The 15470-nt window shown below is 37.8% G+C and carries 12 protein-coding genes, 1 tRNA gene and 2 pseudogenes; 7 read left to right on the forward strand and 8 right to left on the reverse strand.

Going from position 1 to position 15470, the window contains the following annotated elements:
• Positions 1-68: 68 nt before the first annotated feature.
• Positions 69-1052, forward strand: a complete 984-nt coding sequence (locus H8A87_RS16820) for an AAA family ATPase (RefSeq protein WP_198691072.1) — start codon at positions 69-71, stop codon at positions 1050-1052.
• A gap of 15 nt (positions 1053-1067) precedes the next feature.
• Positions 1068-3587 (forward strand): S8 family peptidase, encoded by a 2520-nt coding sequence (locus H8A87_RS16825; protein ID WP_198691073.1) that lies wholly within the window; start codon positions 1068-1070, stop codon positions 3585-3587.
• A 102-nt stretch (positions 3588-3689) separates the two neighbouring features.
• On the opposite strand, the gene cuyB is transcribed toward H8A87_RS16825, so the two are convergent.
• Entirely contained in the window at positions 3690-4391 is a 702-nt protein-coding gene (gene cuyB / locus H8A87_RS16830) for a cysteate racemase (protein ID WP_198691074.1), read from the reverse strand.
• Positions 4392-4520: 129 nt separating this feature from the next.
• Between cuyB and H8A87_RS16835 the strand changes: the two genes are divergently transcribed.
• Entirely contained in the window at positions 4521-5414 is an 894-nt protein-coding gene (locus tag H8A87_RS16835; RefSeq protein WP_198691075.1) for a LysR substrate-binding domain-containing protein, read from the forward strand.
• A gap of 60 nt (positions 5415-5474) precedes the next feature.
• On the opposite strand, the gene H8A87_RS16840 is transcribed toward H8A87_RS16835, so the two are convergent.
• Both H8A87_RS16840 and H8A87_RS16845 read right to left on the reverse strand, forming a co-directional pair.
• Entirely contained in the window at positions 5475-6758 is a 1284-nt protein-coding gene (locus H8A87_RS16840; protein ID WP_198691076.1) for a dicarboxylate/amino acid:cation symporter, read from the reverse strand.
• Between the two features lie 230 nt (positions 6759-6988).
• On the reverse strand, positions 6989-7327 hold the full coding sequence (locus tag H8A87_RS16845; protein ID WP_232370332.1) for a hypothetical protein: 339 nt from the start codon (positions 7325-7327) through the stop codon (positions 6989-6991).
• A 364-nt stretch (positions 7328-7691) separates the two neighbouring features.
• Here H8A87_RS16845 and H8A87_RS20045 point away from each other — a divergent pair.
• Positions 7692-8430: pseudogene (locus H8A87_RS20045) on the forward strand (IS3 family transposase); the annotation flags it as partial.
• A gap of 106 nt (positions 8431-8536) precedes the next feature.
• On the opposite strand, the gene H8A87_RS20050 reads toward H8A87_RS20045, so the two are convergent.
• Positions 8537-8881, reverse strand: a complete 345-nt coding sequence (locus tag H8A87_RS20050; protein ID WP_332460393.1) for a nucleotidyl transferase AbiEii/AbiGii toxin family protein — start codon at positions 8879-8881, stop codon at positions 8537-8539.
• Positions 8882-8929: 48 nt separating this feature from the next.
• Positions 8930-9325: a DUF6088 family protein gene (locus H8A87_RS16865; protein ID WP_198691079.1), complete on the reverse strand. Its 396-nt coding sequence runs from the start codon at positions 9323-9325 to the stop codon at positions 8930-8932.
• A gap of 326 nt (positions 9326-9651) precedes the next feature.
• On the opposite strand from H8A87_RS16865, the gene H8A87_RS16870 reads away from it, so the two are divergent.
• Genes H8A87_RS16870 through H8A87_RS16880 form a run of 3 tightly spaced genes read left to right on the forward strand, consistent with a single transcriptional unit; the run spans position 9652 to position 12968 of the window.
• Positions 9652-11190 carry a recombinase family protein gene (locus H8A87_RS16870; protein ID WP_198691080.1) on the forward strand — a complete coding sequence of 513 codons (1539 nt, stop codon included), beginning with the start codon at positions 9652-9654 and terminating at the stop codon, positions 11188-11190.
• The gene (locus H8A87_RS16875) at positions 11187-12086 is read left to right on the forward strand and encodes a ParB/RepB/Spo0J family partition protein (protein ID WP_198691081.1); all 900 of its coding nucleotides are present in this window, start codon (positions 11187-11189) and stop codon (positions 12084-12086) included. The genes H8A87_RS16870 and H8A87_RS16875 overlap by 4 nt, the downstream gene beginning before the upstream one ends.
• 3 nt (positions 12087-12089) lie before the next feature.
• Complete coding sequence (locus tag H8A87_RS16880; protein ID WP_198691082.1) at positions 12090-12968, forward strand: ParB/RepB/Spo0J family partition protein; 879 nt, start codon at positions 12090-12092, stop codon at positions 12966-12968.
• A 910-nt stretch (positions 12969-13878) separates the two neighbouring features.
• On the opposite strand, the gene H8A87_RS16890 is transcribed toward H8A87_RS16880, so the two are convergent.
• The 3 genes and pseudogenes from H8A87_RS16890 to H8A87_RS16900 all read right to left on the reverse strand — a co-directional run bounded on the left by H8A87_RS16890 (position 13879) and on the right by H8A87_RS16900 (position 15147).
• Positions 13879-14397 carry a hypothetical protein gene (locus tag H8A87_RS16890; protein ID WP_198691084.1) on the reverse strand — a complete coding sequence of 173 codons (519 nt, stop codon included), beginning with the start codon at positions 14395-14397 and terminating at the stop codon, positions 13879-13881.
• 7 nt (positions 14398-14404) lie between these two features.
• Positions 14405-14901, reverse strand: a pseudogene (locus H8A87_RS16895) (tyrosine-type recombinase/integrase); the annotation flags it as partial.
• A 161-nt stretch (positions 14902-15062) separates the two neighbouring features.
• Positions 15063-15147 (reverse strand) — tRNA-Leu (locus H8A87_RS16900).
• Between the last annotated feature and the right edge of the window lie 323 nt (positions 15148-15470).

Genomic DNA, 15470 nt, shown 5'->3' on the forward strand with positions numbered 1-15470 from the left:
ACTATGTCAGAATGCAAAATAGATTTTTGTAGTTATTCTATTTTTTTGCACGATACGAGAAGAAGGTCATGGCGAGTTCTGAGCAGCTTAAAGCATTATTGCAATCTCATCTGGAAAAAGATGACGACAGATTTATGTCTGTCGCGTTACAAGTTGCTGCTCATGAAGCTCGCCGCGGGCATGGCAAACTTGCCCAAGAGTTAAGAGACATTGTTGAGGTTGCCAAAAAGAAAGCTAACCTCAACAAAAATGCGCCAATATCAATAGCTAAAGGTATACAAGACACCAGCGGCTTGTTATCGACCTCTCATCCTAAAAATAAACTTGTCGACCTTATCGCTAAAGATGAATTCAAAAACAGACTTGAGCGTTTGATTCGTGAACAAAAATTCATGACCAAACTAAAAAGTCATGGCTTATCCCCAAGAAGAAAAGTGCTTTTAGTCGGCCCTCCGGGAACGGGGAAAACATTTACTGCATCAATTCTAGCTGGAGAGCTTGATTATCCCTTATTCCAAGTCAGGTTAGATGCTCTGATTACAAAATTTATGGGAGAGTCATCTGCAAAGCTAAGACAAGTCTTTGACGCCATTAATAACGTCCGAGGCGTTTACTTTTTTGATGAATTTGATGCTCTTGGTTCGCAAAGAAACGCTGGAAATGACGTAGGTGAAGCGAGAAGAATTCTTAATAGTTTCCTTCAAATGATTGAGCAAGATGATTCTAATAGCCTGATTGTTTGTGCTACAAATCATATCGAGATACTCGATCATGCTCTTTTCAGACGATTTGATGATGTAATTCGGTACGAGCTTCCCGAAGATGATGAAATAATTATTCTGTTTAAAAATAGATTAAATCCATTCGTCGCAAAGAATTTTTCTTGGAAAAAGTTACCTGATAAAGCGATAGGCCTGAGTAGTGCAGAGATCACAAGAGCTGCTGAAGAAGCGATAAAAGATATGCTTATTCATGGGCATAATAAAATTAGTATGTCTTTACTAGATTCAGCAATCACTGATAGAAAAAATATGCGTAACAAATTATTTTAATAGCAAAGGGATAATATGTCTCCTGTAATAAAAGAAAAAAAGCATATATTTATTGGTAAAAATGGAAAATTAAAAAAGTACACTTCTCGCCGAACTGGTGGATCAGAACCCAATATTCCTGAATGTAACAGAAACGAGCATGGTGACCAACTCCTCCGTCAAATCAATTTATTAAAATCGGAAGAGGCATGCTTAATCAACGAAGCTCAAGAATACGAATTTGATTCTGTTGTCGGAGTGCAGATTTCTTTTGAAAGCTATCCTGGTGTCGAATTATCCTTTGAAAAATTAGCAGATGTCAGAAGTGGCATTGAACTTCTAAATGTAATCCAAATTGATAATAAGTATGTAGCAACTATATTAGTTCCTATAGGAAAGTTTTATGTGTTAGAAAAAAAGATTGAGGAATACCTCGATCCAGAAAAAGATGGAAGAAAACACCCTAAACATAGTCAGTTATTAAATACAATAGCAACTATAAGAAAAACAGTTATCGAGAATTTATGGACCGATAGTCCAGACTTATATCCTCAATCCCCTGATACAGCACAATGGCTTGAGATTTGGTTACCAGTTAGCACTGATAGGCAAGCAATAGTCAGTGATTTCAAAAAATTATGTTCAGTTCAAAATATCGAAGTATCTCAAAGTACCTTAGAATTCCCTGAAAGGATCATTGTTCTGGTAAAAGCTTCACTTAAACAATTAAGTCAATCAGCTCTGTTATTAAGTAAAATCGCTGAAATAAAAAAATCAAAAACTACTGCCGACTTTTTTGAGCAACTCCCCATATTGGATCAATTTGAATGGTGTAATGACCTGTTAGGTAGAACTACCTTTATATCGGGTAACGACTGCCCCTATATATCTATTATGGATACAGGCATAAATTCCAGTCACCCATTACTCCAACAAGTATGTAACGAAAATGATCTATTTGTCATTGAGCCAAACTGGGATCCTGCTGATAGTGACGGACATGGAACTTCAATGGCAGGTATTGCAGCTTTTGGCGATCTGTCCTTAATTTTAGACTCGCAAAATCAGATTGAAATAAAACACCGAATCGAGTCTATAAAACTATTAAGATATTCAGGAGATAATGAAGGGAAACATCTGGGGCAACTCACTGCTGACGGAATATCCCTATCCGAAATAGCCCATTTTGATAGAAAAAGAATTTATGCACTTGCCCTGTCTTCAAAAGACTCGATGGATAGAGGAAAGCCTTCAGCATGGTCTTCTGAACTAGATTCTTTATCTGTGGATTATCTAGGTGAAAACTTATATCGTAGACTCTTTGTTGTATGTGCAGGTAATATCGGTAACGATCTGACAGCGTTAAGAGAATATCCTCAATATAATGAGTTGCAGGATATTCATGATCCCGGCCAATCTTGGAATGTTCTAACAATTGGAGCATACACTAATAAAATTGATATTCTAGATGAAGGAGGAGATGCATATACAGCATTAGCTCCGAGTGGTGGATTAAGTCCCTATAGCACAACTTCAGTCACTTGGATATCCTCAATGCCGATAAAACCCGAAGTTGTATTTGAAGGAGGAAATATGGGCATTGATTCATATTCAGCCGCCTCAATGTCAAATCTACAACTATTAACAACTGATCACGATATTCCAACTCGATTGTTTTCAACATTTAATGCCACTAGCGCAGCAGCAGCATTAGCTGCAAAATTCGCTGCTGAAATTTATTCTGAATACCCAAATTTATGGCCTGAAACAGTAAGGGCTTTGATTGTACATTCTGCTCAATGGACTGAATCAATGAAAGCACAATTCAATTATTCGAATAAAACAGAACGCAAAAACGCAGAACACTTAGTTCGGGTTGTGGGATATGGCGTACCTGATATGAAGAAAGCACTATGGAGTATGAATAACTCGTTGGTGATGATTGTAGAAGACGAATTACAACCGTTTGAAGCAGTTAGGGGGAAAAGTGATATCGCTACAAAAGATATGCACATACATGAGTTACCATGGCCAAAAGAACAGCTCCTTGAGTTAGGTGATTCTCAGGTAAAAATGACAGTTACACTTTCTTATTTTATTGAACCTAATCCTTCGAGTAGGAATGTTGCGAATAAATATCATTATCCGAGCCACCAGCTTAAATTTGATGTGAAGCGACCAACTGAATCATCAACACAGTTCTTACAACGTCTAAGTCGAAATGCAGATAATGAAGCAAAAAACGTTTCCAAGCCCCCTAAAGATCTAAATTGGCTATTAGGAAATTTTCGCAACAAAGGCTCTATTCACAAAGACGTATGGACTGGCAGTGCAGCGGAATTAGCTGAACGTGGAATATTAGCTGTCTATCCTGCCACTGGATGGTGGCGAACTCGCAAGAAATTAGGAAAATATAATAAAATGGCTCGTTATGCTTTGATTGTTTCTATTGAAACGGCCTCCACAGATATTGATTTATACACACCAATACAAAACCAAGTGGATCATAAGAATATTCTAGCTATTGAAATTAACATTACCAATAATTTTTATTAGTCGCAACTTAATCTGGCAGTTACATATTTTTGTAATTGTCAGATTAAATATTACATATAATAATCATGTTATTTTCACCTCCTGAAAAAATAATCAAGCTATTTAACTTAAAAAACTTTCATAAGAATAACACCAAGAAACTGCTTTTTTTACCAACTCATCCGTAGCATCAATATATCTCCCCTTATCACCATCACTACTAAGAATAATCGGTATTTCAGTACACCCCATAATAAACTTCTCAACTCCAACATTTTTCATCAGAGAAATAACAGATTCCATTAACTGATATGCCCTTTCCCCATCCCCACTTTTATAAGCCAAAATACTCTCCATAATAACTCCCTGTTGAACATCATCAGGAACCACAAAATTCACCCCCTCTTTTTCCAACCTCTCTTGATAAAGCCCTGCCTTTATCGTCCCAGTTGTAGCAAGGATCGCAACGTGATGAATCCCCTCATCAACAATCTTATTACAAGTAACCTCAATCATATTCAGAAAATGAATTTTAGTAGATGCTCTTAGCTCATCATACCAATAATGTGCGGTATTACACGGCATAATAATACACTGCGCTCCCGCCTCCTCTAATATTTTCAGTGCAGCCAACATTTTATTTAACGGCGATTCCCCACCAGAAATAATACCCGTTGTCCTATCAGGTATATCAGGAAAAGAAACTGCAATCACCGGAATATGCTCCTGATCACAAGTTGCAGGGGTATTTTCAATTATCTTTTCCATTGCATCCACCGTTGCTGCCGGCCCCATACCACCAAGTATTCCAATTATTTTTTTCATATGCCACCTCAGTAAATAATCGTTATGATGGCACAGTGATTACAGTTTCGTAATTGCAATATTTCTATGCTTCATGCTGTATTTGCATAAGTCATTTTATGCAAGCCAATCAATAACAAGGTAGAATTTATGCTTAATAATATTGAGCTAAAATGGTTATATGATGCTGTAATGTTGGAGGAGTTACGAAGTTTTACTCTTGCCGCAGAACGGAGGAATATATCTCAATCTTCTTTTAGCCGACGTATACAGGCTCTTGAGAATGCTGTTGGCTTTGAAATATTTAATCGTAACTCGAATCCATTACAACTTTCGTTACAAGGACGAGGTTTTATTGTCTATGCCAGAAATCTACTGGGAGATATAGAGCATCAGATTGAAAAACTAAAAGGCGGAAAAATATCTAAATACCGAATTAATATTGCCGCAGCCCATTCGCTTTCTATTTCTCTGTTGCCTGAATTAATTTCTGGTTTTGCAGAGAAGTCAGATAAGGTCTTTAATATTGAATCCATTAATGTTGATGAAGCCGTCAATAATCTGAAAAAAGGCAAAAGTGATTTTATTCTGTCTTTCTTTAATGATGATTTAATGACGTCACCATTCCTTCACCATAAGGTTTTGGATGCGCGATTATATCTGGTCTCTGGCTGTAAACCTGATGGAAAGCCTTTATATCTTCTGGAAAATGCACCTTTGCCGTTGATGAAGTACACCGATGAAAGTTATATGGGGCGTCAAGTGAATCAATTACTGGAAAAAGATTTTAGGGATGGATTCACTTATTTTTGTCTTTCATCCATGAGCGAACTGCTGAAACGCATGGTGCTGGACGGTCACGGTGTCAGCTGGCTGCCGGATTATTCAATCCGTGAGGAACTCAAGGAGCAGAAATTGTGCCTACTGGAACCAGAGCAGGCTTCGATAAAAATGGGCGTTTTTATTTATCGAACTCACTCCCGCCTTAACCCTTCCTCAGAGCGCTTTTGGCAGTATATGCGAAAACGGTGGACAGTAATCTGACCACCAGCCTGACATCAAATTAACTTGCTGTAATCGCTGAGCCGAATACAGCAAGTATGCTCAAACTTCTTGGCGGGCAATTTCGCTTTGCTGCGGTTCCCGTTCGGCGCTGCCTTGCTTTTCCTCCAATTTAGCAATTACGGCAGTGGAAATGCTGTTACCCACTACGTTCGTCGCTGTGCGCCCCATATCGAGGAATTGATCAATGGCAAGGATGAGCAAGATCCCTGCTTCAGGCAAACTGAACATCGGTAATGTCGCCGCAACGACTACCACCGAAGCACGTGCGACGCCCGCCATACCTTTACTCGTGATCATCAACGTCAGCATGATCATGATTTGCTCTGCGATACTCAGGTCGATGTTGTAGGCCTGTGCAATAAAGAGTACTGCAAAGGATTGGTACATCATCGAGCCATCGAGGTTAAAGGAGTAGCCTAGCGGCAGTACGAAGCTGGATATTTTTTTCGGTACACCAAATCGATCGAGGGCGTTCATGGTCTTGGGATAGGCCGACTCGCTGCTCGCAGTCGCAAAGGCCAATGCCACGGGTTCCCTAATCAGTTTCATCAGTGAGAACATTCCCTTGCCGAGGAAAAAGAATCCGACGGCTGACAGAATCGCCCAGAGTAAAAATAGACCGAGGTAAAAGAGACCAATGAGTTTGCCGTAATCATAAAGCAGACCCAGACCTTGCACTGTAACGGCGGAAGCGATGGCAGCAAACACGGCGATAGGCGCAAATGACATCACGTAATCTGTGATACGGAACATGATGCGTCCCAGATCGTCAATCAAGGTCACGATAGGACTTTTTTTCTGGCTGTTATGGCAGATATAGGAAAGCGCTGCACCGAAGAATATGGAGAAAATCAGAATCTGCAAAATCTCGTTATTTGCCATTGCAGAGGCAAAACTGCTTGGGAAGATATGGCTGATAAAGTTTTTCAGCGAGAATCCGCTGGTGTTGAGGCCGGTATTCACATCTTCCTGCTGCATAATAGCGACATTAAGCCCGACACCGGGCTGGAACAGGTTTGCCATCAGCATACCAATGCCAATTGAAACTAATCCCGCGATAATGAACCACACCATCGCTTTGATGGTAATACGTCCTACCGAGGACGATCCACCGATTGATATAAGCCCAGAGACAATGGTGGCGAACACGAGTGGCGCGATGATCATTTTGATCAGGCGCAGGAATACATCGGTGATGATATTGATATAGGAGGCAACTTCTTTTGTCTGATTGGCATCAAGATAATGATGGAAACCCCAGCCGGTAATAATTCCCAGCAGAATGGCGATGATGATTTGCTGCATGAGTCTTTGCCTGTTCATTATGACCTCTTATTTTTTTATAAATATTGAAGGCAGTTTCGAATAAATATTTACATTTTTTTAACTTTTGATGAAATGCAAATGAAAGATGTGGTATGCATAAAACGCATCACTATATTGGGATAGGGATTAATTCCCCGAATTATGGGATAGGAATAGATAAAAAAATCAACAATAAACGTAAAGTTTCCTGCTAACTGATTTGCTTTATGATTGAATTTTGTGATCGCCTAAGCGATTACTTTTTTAATCTGATTATTCTTTAGCACTACTTTCTTTATTGGGGCTAGTACTGCTTCCATCATCGCCCTCCTCTCCGTTTCCGCCATCTGCACCATTTGCTCATTTGCTCCATCGCCACCATTTCCTCCTGATTGTCCGGGAAGTACGCCGCCGCCACCTTTACCTCCATTTTTACAGTTGCTATTAAGTATCCCGTCTTTACCATTTTGGCCAGATTTTCCATCTAATTCTTTACAATCTATAACTTTTTCATTGGTTTTAGCATGCAGTGATACGAAAGGAGTAACCAATATAGAAGCAGTAATGATTATTATGCTGAGTTTCATTTTTATCTCCAAAATTAATTTTTCAATTTTATTAGCTTTGCTAATTTTTATAGTTAAGGAATAAGCAATTATTTGGCTGAAAAATAAAATGATACCTTAAGACATTATTTGATATGTTTTTTAAACATTACTTTAATTGAGCTTCAATAAAGGAATATTATTTGAATTTAAAAAATGCAATCACGATAATAACAGCCCTGCGCTCCTGCTTTGATAGCCGCTTGTTTGATCCGCATTTTTTTAGGTATTTTTTTAGACATTGAGTTCGCTGTGATTGTCAGAAATAGGGTTCATCCCGCACTGATCCGCCCCATCAGTTTTGGACACCGAGTTAAGTGAGTAAAATCACGAACAAGGTGAATCAATGACGACAACTAAAAAACGAACTATATACAATGAAGAATTCAAAGCTGAAGCGTTGAAATTAGGTAAGGCCATTGGGATGGAGAAAGCGGCTAAAAAACTCTCGCTCCATGAATCTCAATTATACGCATGGCGTAAAGCGACACAGCAGAATGCAAATGTCAGCGACAGAGAGAGTGAACTTGCCGCTGAAAATGCCAGGCTCAAACGGCTTCTGGCTGAACAAGCCGAGGAGCTGGAAATTGTAAAAAAGGTCGCCACCTACTTCGCGAAAAATCTAAAGTAGATTGCTACGAATTCATGCTGGAGCACTTAGTGTGCTTCAGCTTTCGCCTAATGGCAAAAGTGTTTGGCGTTTCGCGTAGTGGGTTTTATTACTGGATTAAGCGTCGTCACAAACAAACTAACAGGCAACAAAAACAAGCGACGATAGACGATAAAGTGAAGAACGCTTTCGACGAGGGTAAACAGCGCGATGGAGCTCGTCGAATCCAGAAAGAACGCTCCGAAGATGGAAATCACCTAAACGTAAAAACCATAGCTAATAGCATGAAAATCAAGGATTAGTCGCGAAAGCTGCCAGGAAGTTTAAATGCACAACGGACGGCAATCATTCGTTGCCTGTAGCGCCGAATTCACTTGGGCAAGATTTTAGCGCTACAAGCACAAATCAGAAATGGGCAGGAGATATTACCTATTTAATGACAAGCGAGGGATGGCTTTACTTAGCGATGATTATAATCGCACAAGAAGGCACAGTGCACTTGGCTATCTAAGTCCAATCAACTACGAACTACAAAATGTCGCTTAACGCCGTGTCCAGTATTGGTGGTGCAGATCAGTTTCCTAAACTAAACGCTGTGGATAGCGTAATGGAATATCATTGTAACGATATTCATCGCAGGTTGTTTTGGAATATTCCTCATCAAAACTAAACACGCCTGATGATGTCACCGATTCTAATATAGTTTGGACAATATATTTTCTTATATTTCTACGCCTTGAACAAGAATATCGAACTTCAAATTCAGGTCTTGGCATCAACTTAATATCTATATCTTCCGACATTCGGTTAAGTGATATGTCAGCCTTTGCCAAAGCAGTACCACCAGTAAATACTAATTGATGTGAGTCAAATACTAATGGCCTAATTAAATGTCGCAGTTCAACAACGTAGTGATCTTCTTCCACTATAGAAGTAGATTCACATCAGCTACATCTACAAACAACTCTGTTAAGTTATCCATTTAATGTACTTTTCCCTACTGTTAATACTCTCTTAAAACGAGGTGAAGTTTTAATCTGTACAGTAGCAGGAACTTGTGTTGAATTACCACGGTTATAATCAGTTGTTGCGCCATCAAAGCGATAGCTTACATTTAGACGCTCCAATGCTTCGACGATAACAGCGGAAGAACTTCCTGGTGAGGCGGGCATAATTTTACCCGTGATGGTGTCTTTTCGCGCTTTAGTGTAAACACCATAACCTACTTTAAGTAGCTGACCTTCTCTAACCAACTCACGCAGTGCCCTACCGACCTGATCATAACCAGCGATATCCTTAAAATCGTCACGGGTGAATACATATCTCTTAGAGCGTTTCAATCGTGATTGAATACGAGCCTTGATAGTCATAGTTATTCCCTTCTAAAACGTGTTTGATACACCGTAGCAAAAATACGACAATCTTAATAGCAAATATACGACAATTTACTCACTATAAAATAACTCCATTTGATAATATTTCATTAAAGAATAATTAATATTTTCTACTCAATATAAATATCGATAAAATAGTTAAAACAAAACTTATTAACAAATTTGTGCTAACTAGCCACTACTCCTATCAGCTCTAACTATCGTCAACAGGCAGAAAAATTTTCAAATTCCACAAAAACATATTGAGTTAGTCTATATTTTAATCAGTATAATTTCTGCTCATAGCGGGATATGGATAGTGAATGAATGACGTAAACAATAAAATGGTTAAAGTTGCTCAATATCTTAGAATGTCAACTGAGCACCAAAAATATTCTATCGAAAACCAATCAGCTTATATTCAAAGGTATGCTGAACAGCACAATATGGTCATTATCCGTACCTATGATGACTCAGGAAAGAGTGGAGTAACCCTATCTGGCCGTAATGCTTTCAAAAGACTAATTGCAGATGTCACCAATCATAGTATCGAGCTCACTGCAATATTAGTTTATGATGTAAGCCGTTTTGGACGCTTTCCTGATCCTGATGAGGCAGCTCATTATAGTTACATTTTAAAAACACATAATGTTAAGATAATTTATTGTGCGGAGCCCTTGTCCGATGATCATCCTGAAATAAATATACTGGCTTTGCCTATTCTCAGATATGGGGCAGCATCTTATAGTAAAAACTTATCAGAAAAAGTTTTTACTGGTCAGGCCAATCTTATAAAACGAGGCTATCATCAAGGAGGAATGGCTGGATATGGACTGAGAAGACAATTGATAAATGAAAGACACGAACCCAAACTAATTCTTGAATATGGGCAGAGAAAAAGCATCCAAACAGACAGAGTTATATTAACTCCTGGTCCCAAAAATGAAATAGAGGTTGTAAATTATATTTATGACTCATTCATTTTCAAAAATATTCCAGAATATCTTATCGCAATACAGCTAAACAAAAGAGGAATACCTGCCGAAAATAACAGCGTATGGACCAGAGTAAAAGTTCATCAGATACTGACAAACGAAAAGTATATAGGTAATAACATTTATAATAGAACTTCTTTTAAACTTAAACAGAAACTCGTCAAAAACCCAAGTAGTGAATGGATAAGATGCGATAATGCATTTGAAGCTATAATCTCTAAAGAAAAATTCTTTCTGGCCCAACAAATAATTCAAAACAGAAGTAAACATTTAACAAATGAAGATCTACTCAATTATCTCAGAAAGAAACTAGAGGAAAAAGGAAGATTAAGTGGTTTTATAATAGATGAAGATGAGACCAGCCCTTCAAGTTCTGTATTCAGATCCCGATTTGGAGGTCTAATAAGAGCCTACACTTTAATTGGATATAAACCTGAACACGATTACTCATTTATCCAAGAAAATGCTATTTTAAGAGAAAAATTAAAAAATATAATAAATTCTTTTATAGAATCAATAAAAACAAAAAATTGCGTTATCAATAAACAAGAAAATTCATTATTAAATATCAACAACGAGCTTTCAATTTCATTAGTAATTTCACGTTGTATACAAACAAAAACAGGGAAATTAAAATGGAAAGTAAGATTTGAAAATATATTAGAGCCGGAAATAACGGTTGTAATAAGAATGGATAGTAAAAACCAGAACCCTGTTGATTATTATATACTCCCCAAATTAGACATTATTTATGAAGAATTCGTCATAAAAGAGAAAAATCCAATTTTCCTTGAGCTTTATAGATATGACAATTTAAATACTTTCTTTGAAATATTAACTAGACGAGAAGTAATGGAGTATATATGAAAGAGACAAAAAATCAAAACGATAATCATATCGAAATGATAGACATTTCTTTAATCAAAATTTCCAACCCAAGACAACGCAATAAATTTATACATAAAGAAATTCAGGACAACATTGATATCAGTGGACTACGAAAACCTATAATAGTAAGGAAAATTAAAGATAAAAAATATAAATACTCTTTGATATGTGGACAAGGTAGAATGGAAGCCATATATAACCTAAATAGCACACATGTTCCAGCTATAATTAAAGATGTTAACGAAGAAGATGGTTACATCATGAGTCTTAGCGAGAATGTAGCCAGAAGAAAACCAAGAGCAACCGAGTTATACGAAAGAATTAGGGATATGAAAAATAATGGAATATGTGATAATGAAATTGCTTCTATTATTGGTTATTCTTCAAGTTGGGTTAGAAGTGTTATTCTATTATTAGAGAAAGGAGAGCAAAAACTATTATCAGCTGTCGAGCAAAGCCAAATACCTATTTCTCTTGCAGTTAAATTCGCAAGGTCTGATGATAAACACAATCAAAACTTACTTATAGATGCATATAATAATGGTTTGATAACTAATAAGAATGTATCAACAATAAAGAAAATATTAGAAATAAGGAGCTTAGGAAATAAAGGTAGTACAAGCCATGACTATTTATACCACCAAAATAGCCAAAAAATTAGCACCCAAGAACTGCTATCTATATACCAAAAGAATGTTGAAGAACATAGATTACTTCAAGCTAAATCTGAATACGTCATGGAGAATTTAATATTAGCCAAACAAATTCTTAGCGAACTACTTTTAGAACCATCGTTCAATGAAATATTAACCACTGAAAACTTAACCAGCATTCCTTCAATAATTGTTGATACTGCTCAGCCTCATAAGGATTAATCTATGATTAAAGTATGTTTTAATGACAATCTTATTGATATATCTATAGATAAAATGATGGTCAGTAAATCTTTACCTGAAAATGTAAAAATCAGCATAAAATATAATCAAATAAAATCATCCATAAAAGAAATTGGTTTAATAGAACCAATTATTATTTATTTCGATAATGATGGAAAAAGTATAAAAATTTTAGATGGACACTTGCGAGTTGAAGCAATGAAAGATTTAGGAATAGAAAAAGCCAGTTGTATTGTATCAACTATCAATGATTCTTATACACCCAATAAGCATGTAAATCATTTAACCGTGATAGAAGAACAAAAAATGCTGCAAAAAGCCATAAGCTCAGGGGTTTCTATAGAAAAATTAAGCGTAGCATTAAATATATCACAGGAAGCACTTAAAAGTCGTTTTCGGATAACAAAAGGAATAACTCCTCAAGTAACTTCACTATTGTCGGATAAACATATACCAATAGCAAGCTTGAATGTCTTAAAGAAAATGCAACCATTAAGACAAATTGAATCAGCTAATATAATGATAAGTGTTGATAACTTCTCAGCGAAACTTGCGTTATCTTTACTCCATGCTACTCCCGATTTACTATTAAAAAATTCTAATATAAAAAAAGAGAAATCAGATATCCAAAAAAATATTATAAGACTCGAAAAAGAGATGGCACTAGTTCAAACAGAAACTAAAAAACATGAAGAACACTATGGTGCAAACACACTTAAATTAGTTATTATAAAATCCCACATTACAAAGTTACTAAATAATCCTAAAATATTACATTGGCTCCTTGAGCATAAGCCAGATTACTTAAATCTGCTAAAAAAAATTTCAGATTTAGATTCTCTAACCAATCATGCAGAGTAAAACAAAACTATCAAATATTTTCTTGGATTAGACACTGAAACGGGAAAAATCCGGATGGTTTTCTGTGCCTACTACCTGTAATGAAAGTTGTTCGCTGGATTTTATGCAATAAAAAAACCTGTCATCTCATTGAGTGAATTGCAAAAATATTCAACAAAATGGCTGTGGTTTTATAATCATGAAAGACCAAATATGACATTAATTTATGGTATATCAAAACAGCACTTTATAGGCAAACTAAATTCTACTTTTGACTTCTATAAAAATAGGATGATTACCAAGTCAAATACAATGTAAATAGTTTGAGCAGAAAAACATCATCCATTACACAAAAGGCTTTATTGACCGTATTCTCATTTATTATCTGTATGTAGTAATGGAATAATGTGAATTGCGGAAACAACTACCGAGTAAGCTCCCATTCATCAAACTGTTTTTTAATCTCTTTAATCGATGTGAGTTTGATCTTCGGTATAGTCAATTGTTCAAACAATGCAGCATAACGTTTCCTGCTTTTTGGTGTGACAATAGAGATATGATGGATCATTTTCCATTTGATGCTGTCTTTATTACCTTCCAAACTACCATAGCGATTGCGTTGGAATAGAGCTCTATTTACATATCGCAACAGGCTTAATGGAGTTGAAACATCTAATAAAATTACTCCCATTGCTCTGGATAAGCGCTGCGGTAGGCATCTTTATTCTAAATGCTCTGGAATGAGGTATTTAAACATTATCAACAAGCTATGGTGGGTTAACTCTAACCCTTTTATAATTTCGGAATCCTCCATTGGAGGAAGCCGGAAACAAAGAATGAATGACCGAGGAGGAGATAACTTACTGAATTAATTTAATTCCGTTGAAACTACGGAATCACGTCAATATTCTTAGTGTCGATTAATATCCATTCAGGGCACCACACTCGTATTGCTGTATGCATCGGCTGGATTACCTTGGTTTTCCTTGTGGATGGTAATACGGAGTTGATTCCCTTCACGACTCAATACCCGCCGAACCTTATAGGCGCTATCAGGAATGTCGGTCCAAAAAAGGCCGTTATTATCGCTTTGCTGGTAGGTCTGAGTAATCCCAAACTCCAGTTCACCGGAGCCGGTAAAACTCAGCGCCTCGGGGGTAGTAAATGGCCCCAACGCACTATGCTCGTCGCGACCGCTGCCTGAATCGCCGCTCATATAGCCGCGCCCATTGTGATTTCCCTTCACGCAGTAACCACTTTCCGCATAATGTTGTACCTCACTTGCAGGTGTTTGCCAGCAGACCTTCTCACGCACGCGAATGTGCGCTAGGTCACCCAGAATACCAGTGCTACTCTGCCAGCTCTGGATGTGGATAATGGCACCATAGGCACCTTTTCCCCAGCGGGACGTTCGAAAGTTGACCAATTGTGGACGTAGTTGTTCACGCAATCCTGGGTAACCGCTTAGCTACGTCATTTTTCCCGATATCATCGACTTCTTTTATTGGGGCTCGTAACTGGCTCGTTTTCAGCTTGCGGATATCATGTTTCCCGATATGTGGGAAAATATACATATCTAGGTTACACAACACACAGGCGCGATGATCTTCACTCCAGTTTTTTGCTTACTGTGCCACTCACGCGCAATATGCTCGAAAGTAAGTACCCCCTGCGCTTCTAAATGTGCCCCCTTTTGTACGTCTTTGGGGTCTATTCCCCCCGCCAGTGCTTTTTTGGCTTCATCTCGCTTAGCTCTCGCATCAGCCAAAGAAACCGTAGGCCAGACACCAAAAGCAAGGCGATCTTCTTTTCTGTCTCTTGGGCGTCGGTATTTCATGCGCCAATACTTACCACCGCTTGGGGTGATTTCCAGATATAAGCCACCACCATCGGCAAGCTTGTATTTCTTGTCTTTAGGCTTTGTGGTCTCTACCTGTCTGGCATTGAGCTTCATTTGGGGGCACCTCGATTGATCGAACCGAATGTTCCCCCAATTGTGCCCCGCATGCCATAGATTGCAATGGACATTACGAGAGATTGTTAGAAGTGCTTTTGTTGATTTTATTGGGTTTTTTGAATTTCTGGGACATCATGAGACATCTACGGAAGTGTAGATGGTGCCGAAGGCCGGACTCGAACCGGCACACCCGAAGGCGGTTGATTTTGAATCAACTGCGTCTACCGATTTCGCCACTTCGGCACTGAAGGGTTCGGAGAACGGGGGTCATTATACCTGTCAGAAGTCCATTCGCAACACTTATCCTTTCAATTTCGTTCAAGTGCCGAAAAAAGAATCATTCATTCCACTTTTTCACCAAACCCGCTCAAAATCCAACCATCGCTAGCGCCACACCGCACAAATCTTCCCTCATAATTCCTTCCTGCCAATAGACAACCTATCAACACCTTATATAATTCAAAACAAAACATTGCTATGAGGTAAATTATCATGACTATCATCAGTTGGATTTTTACAGGTATCCTGTTGGGTATCGTTATCGGTGCCATTATGGTGCTGTTTAA

Origin of the sequence: Xenorhabdus lircayensis (assembly GCF_016306625.1) — a bacterium.
GTDB classification, from domain to species: Bacteria; Pseudomonadota; Gammaproteobacteria; order Enterobacterales; family Enterobacteriaceae; genus Xenorhabdus; species Xenorhabdus lircayensis.

Coding starts and splice junctions, on each gene's coding strand:
- H8A87_RS16820 (WP_198691072.1), top strand. CDS start 69: ATGGCGAGTTCTGAGCAGCTTAAAGCATTATTGCAATCTCATCTGGAA.
- H8A87_RS16845 (WP_232370332.1), bottom strand. CDS start 7,327: ATGAAACTCAGCATAATAATCATTACTGCTTCTATATTGGTTACTCCT.
- H8A87_RS16840 (WP_198691076.1), bottom strand. CDS start 6,758: ATGAACAGGCAAAGACTCATGCAGCAAATCATCATCGCCATTCTGCTG.
- cuyB (WP_198691074.1), bottom strand. CDS start 4,391: ATGAAAAAAATAATTGGAATACTTGGTGGTATGGGGCCGGCAGCAACG.
- H8A87_RS16875 (WP_198691081.1), top strand. CDS start 11,187: ATGAAAGAGACAAAAAATCAAAACGATAATCATATCGAAATGATAGAC.
- H8A87_RS16880 (WP_198691082.1), top strand. CDS start 12,090: ATGATTAAAGTATGTTTTAATGACAATCTTATTGATATATCTATAGAT.
- H8A87_RS16870 (WP_198691080.1), top strand. CDS start 9,652: ATGAATGACGTAAACAATAAAATGGTTAAAGTTGCTCAATATCTTAGA.
- H8A87_RS16865 (WP_198691079.1), bottom strand. CDS start 9,325: ATGACTATCAAGGCTCGTATTCAATCACGATTGAAACGCTCTAAGAGA.
- H8A87_RS16835 (WP_198691075.1), top strand. CDS start 4,521: ATGCTTAATAATATTGAGCTAAAATGGTTATATGATGCTGTAATGTTG.
- H8A87_RS16825 (WP_198691073.1), top strand. CDS start 1,068: ATGTCTCCTGTAATAAAAGAAAAAAAGCATATATTTATTGGTAAAAAT.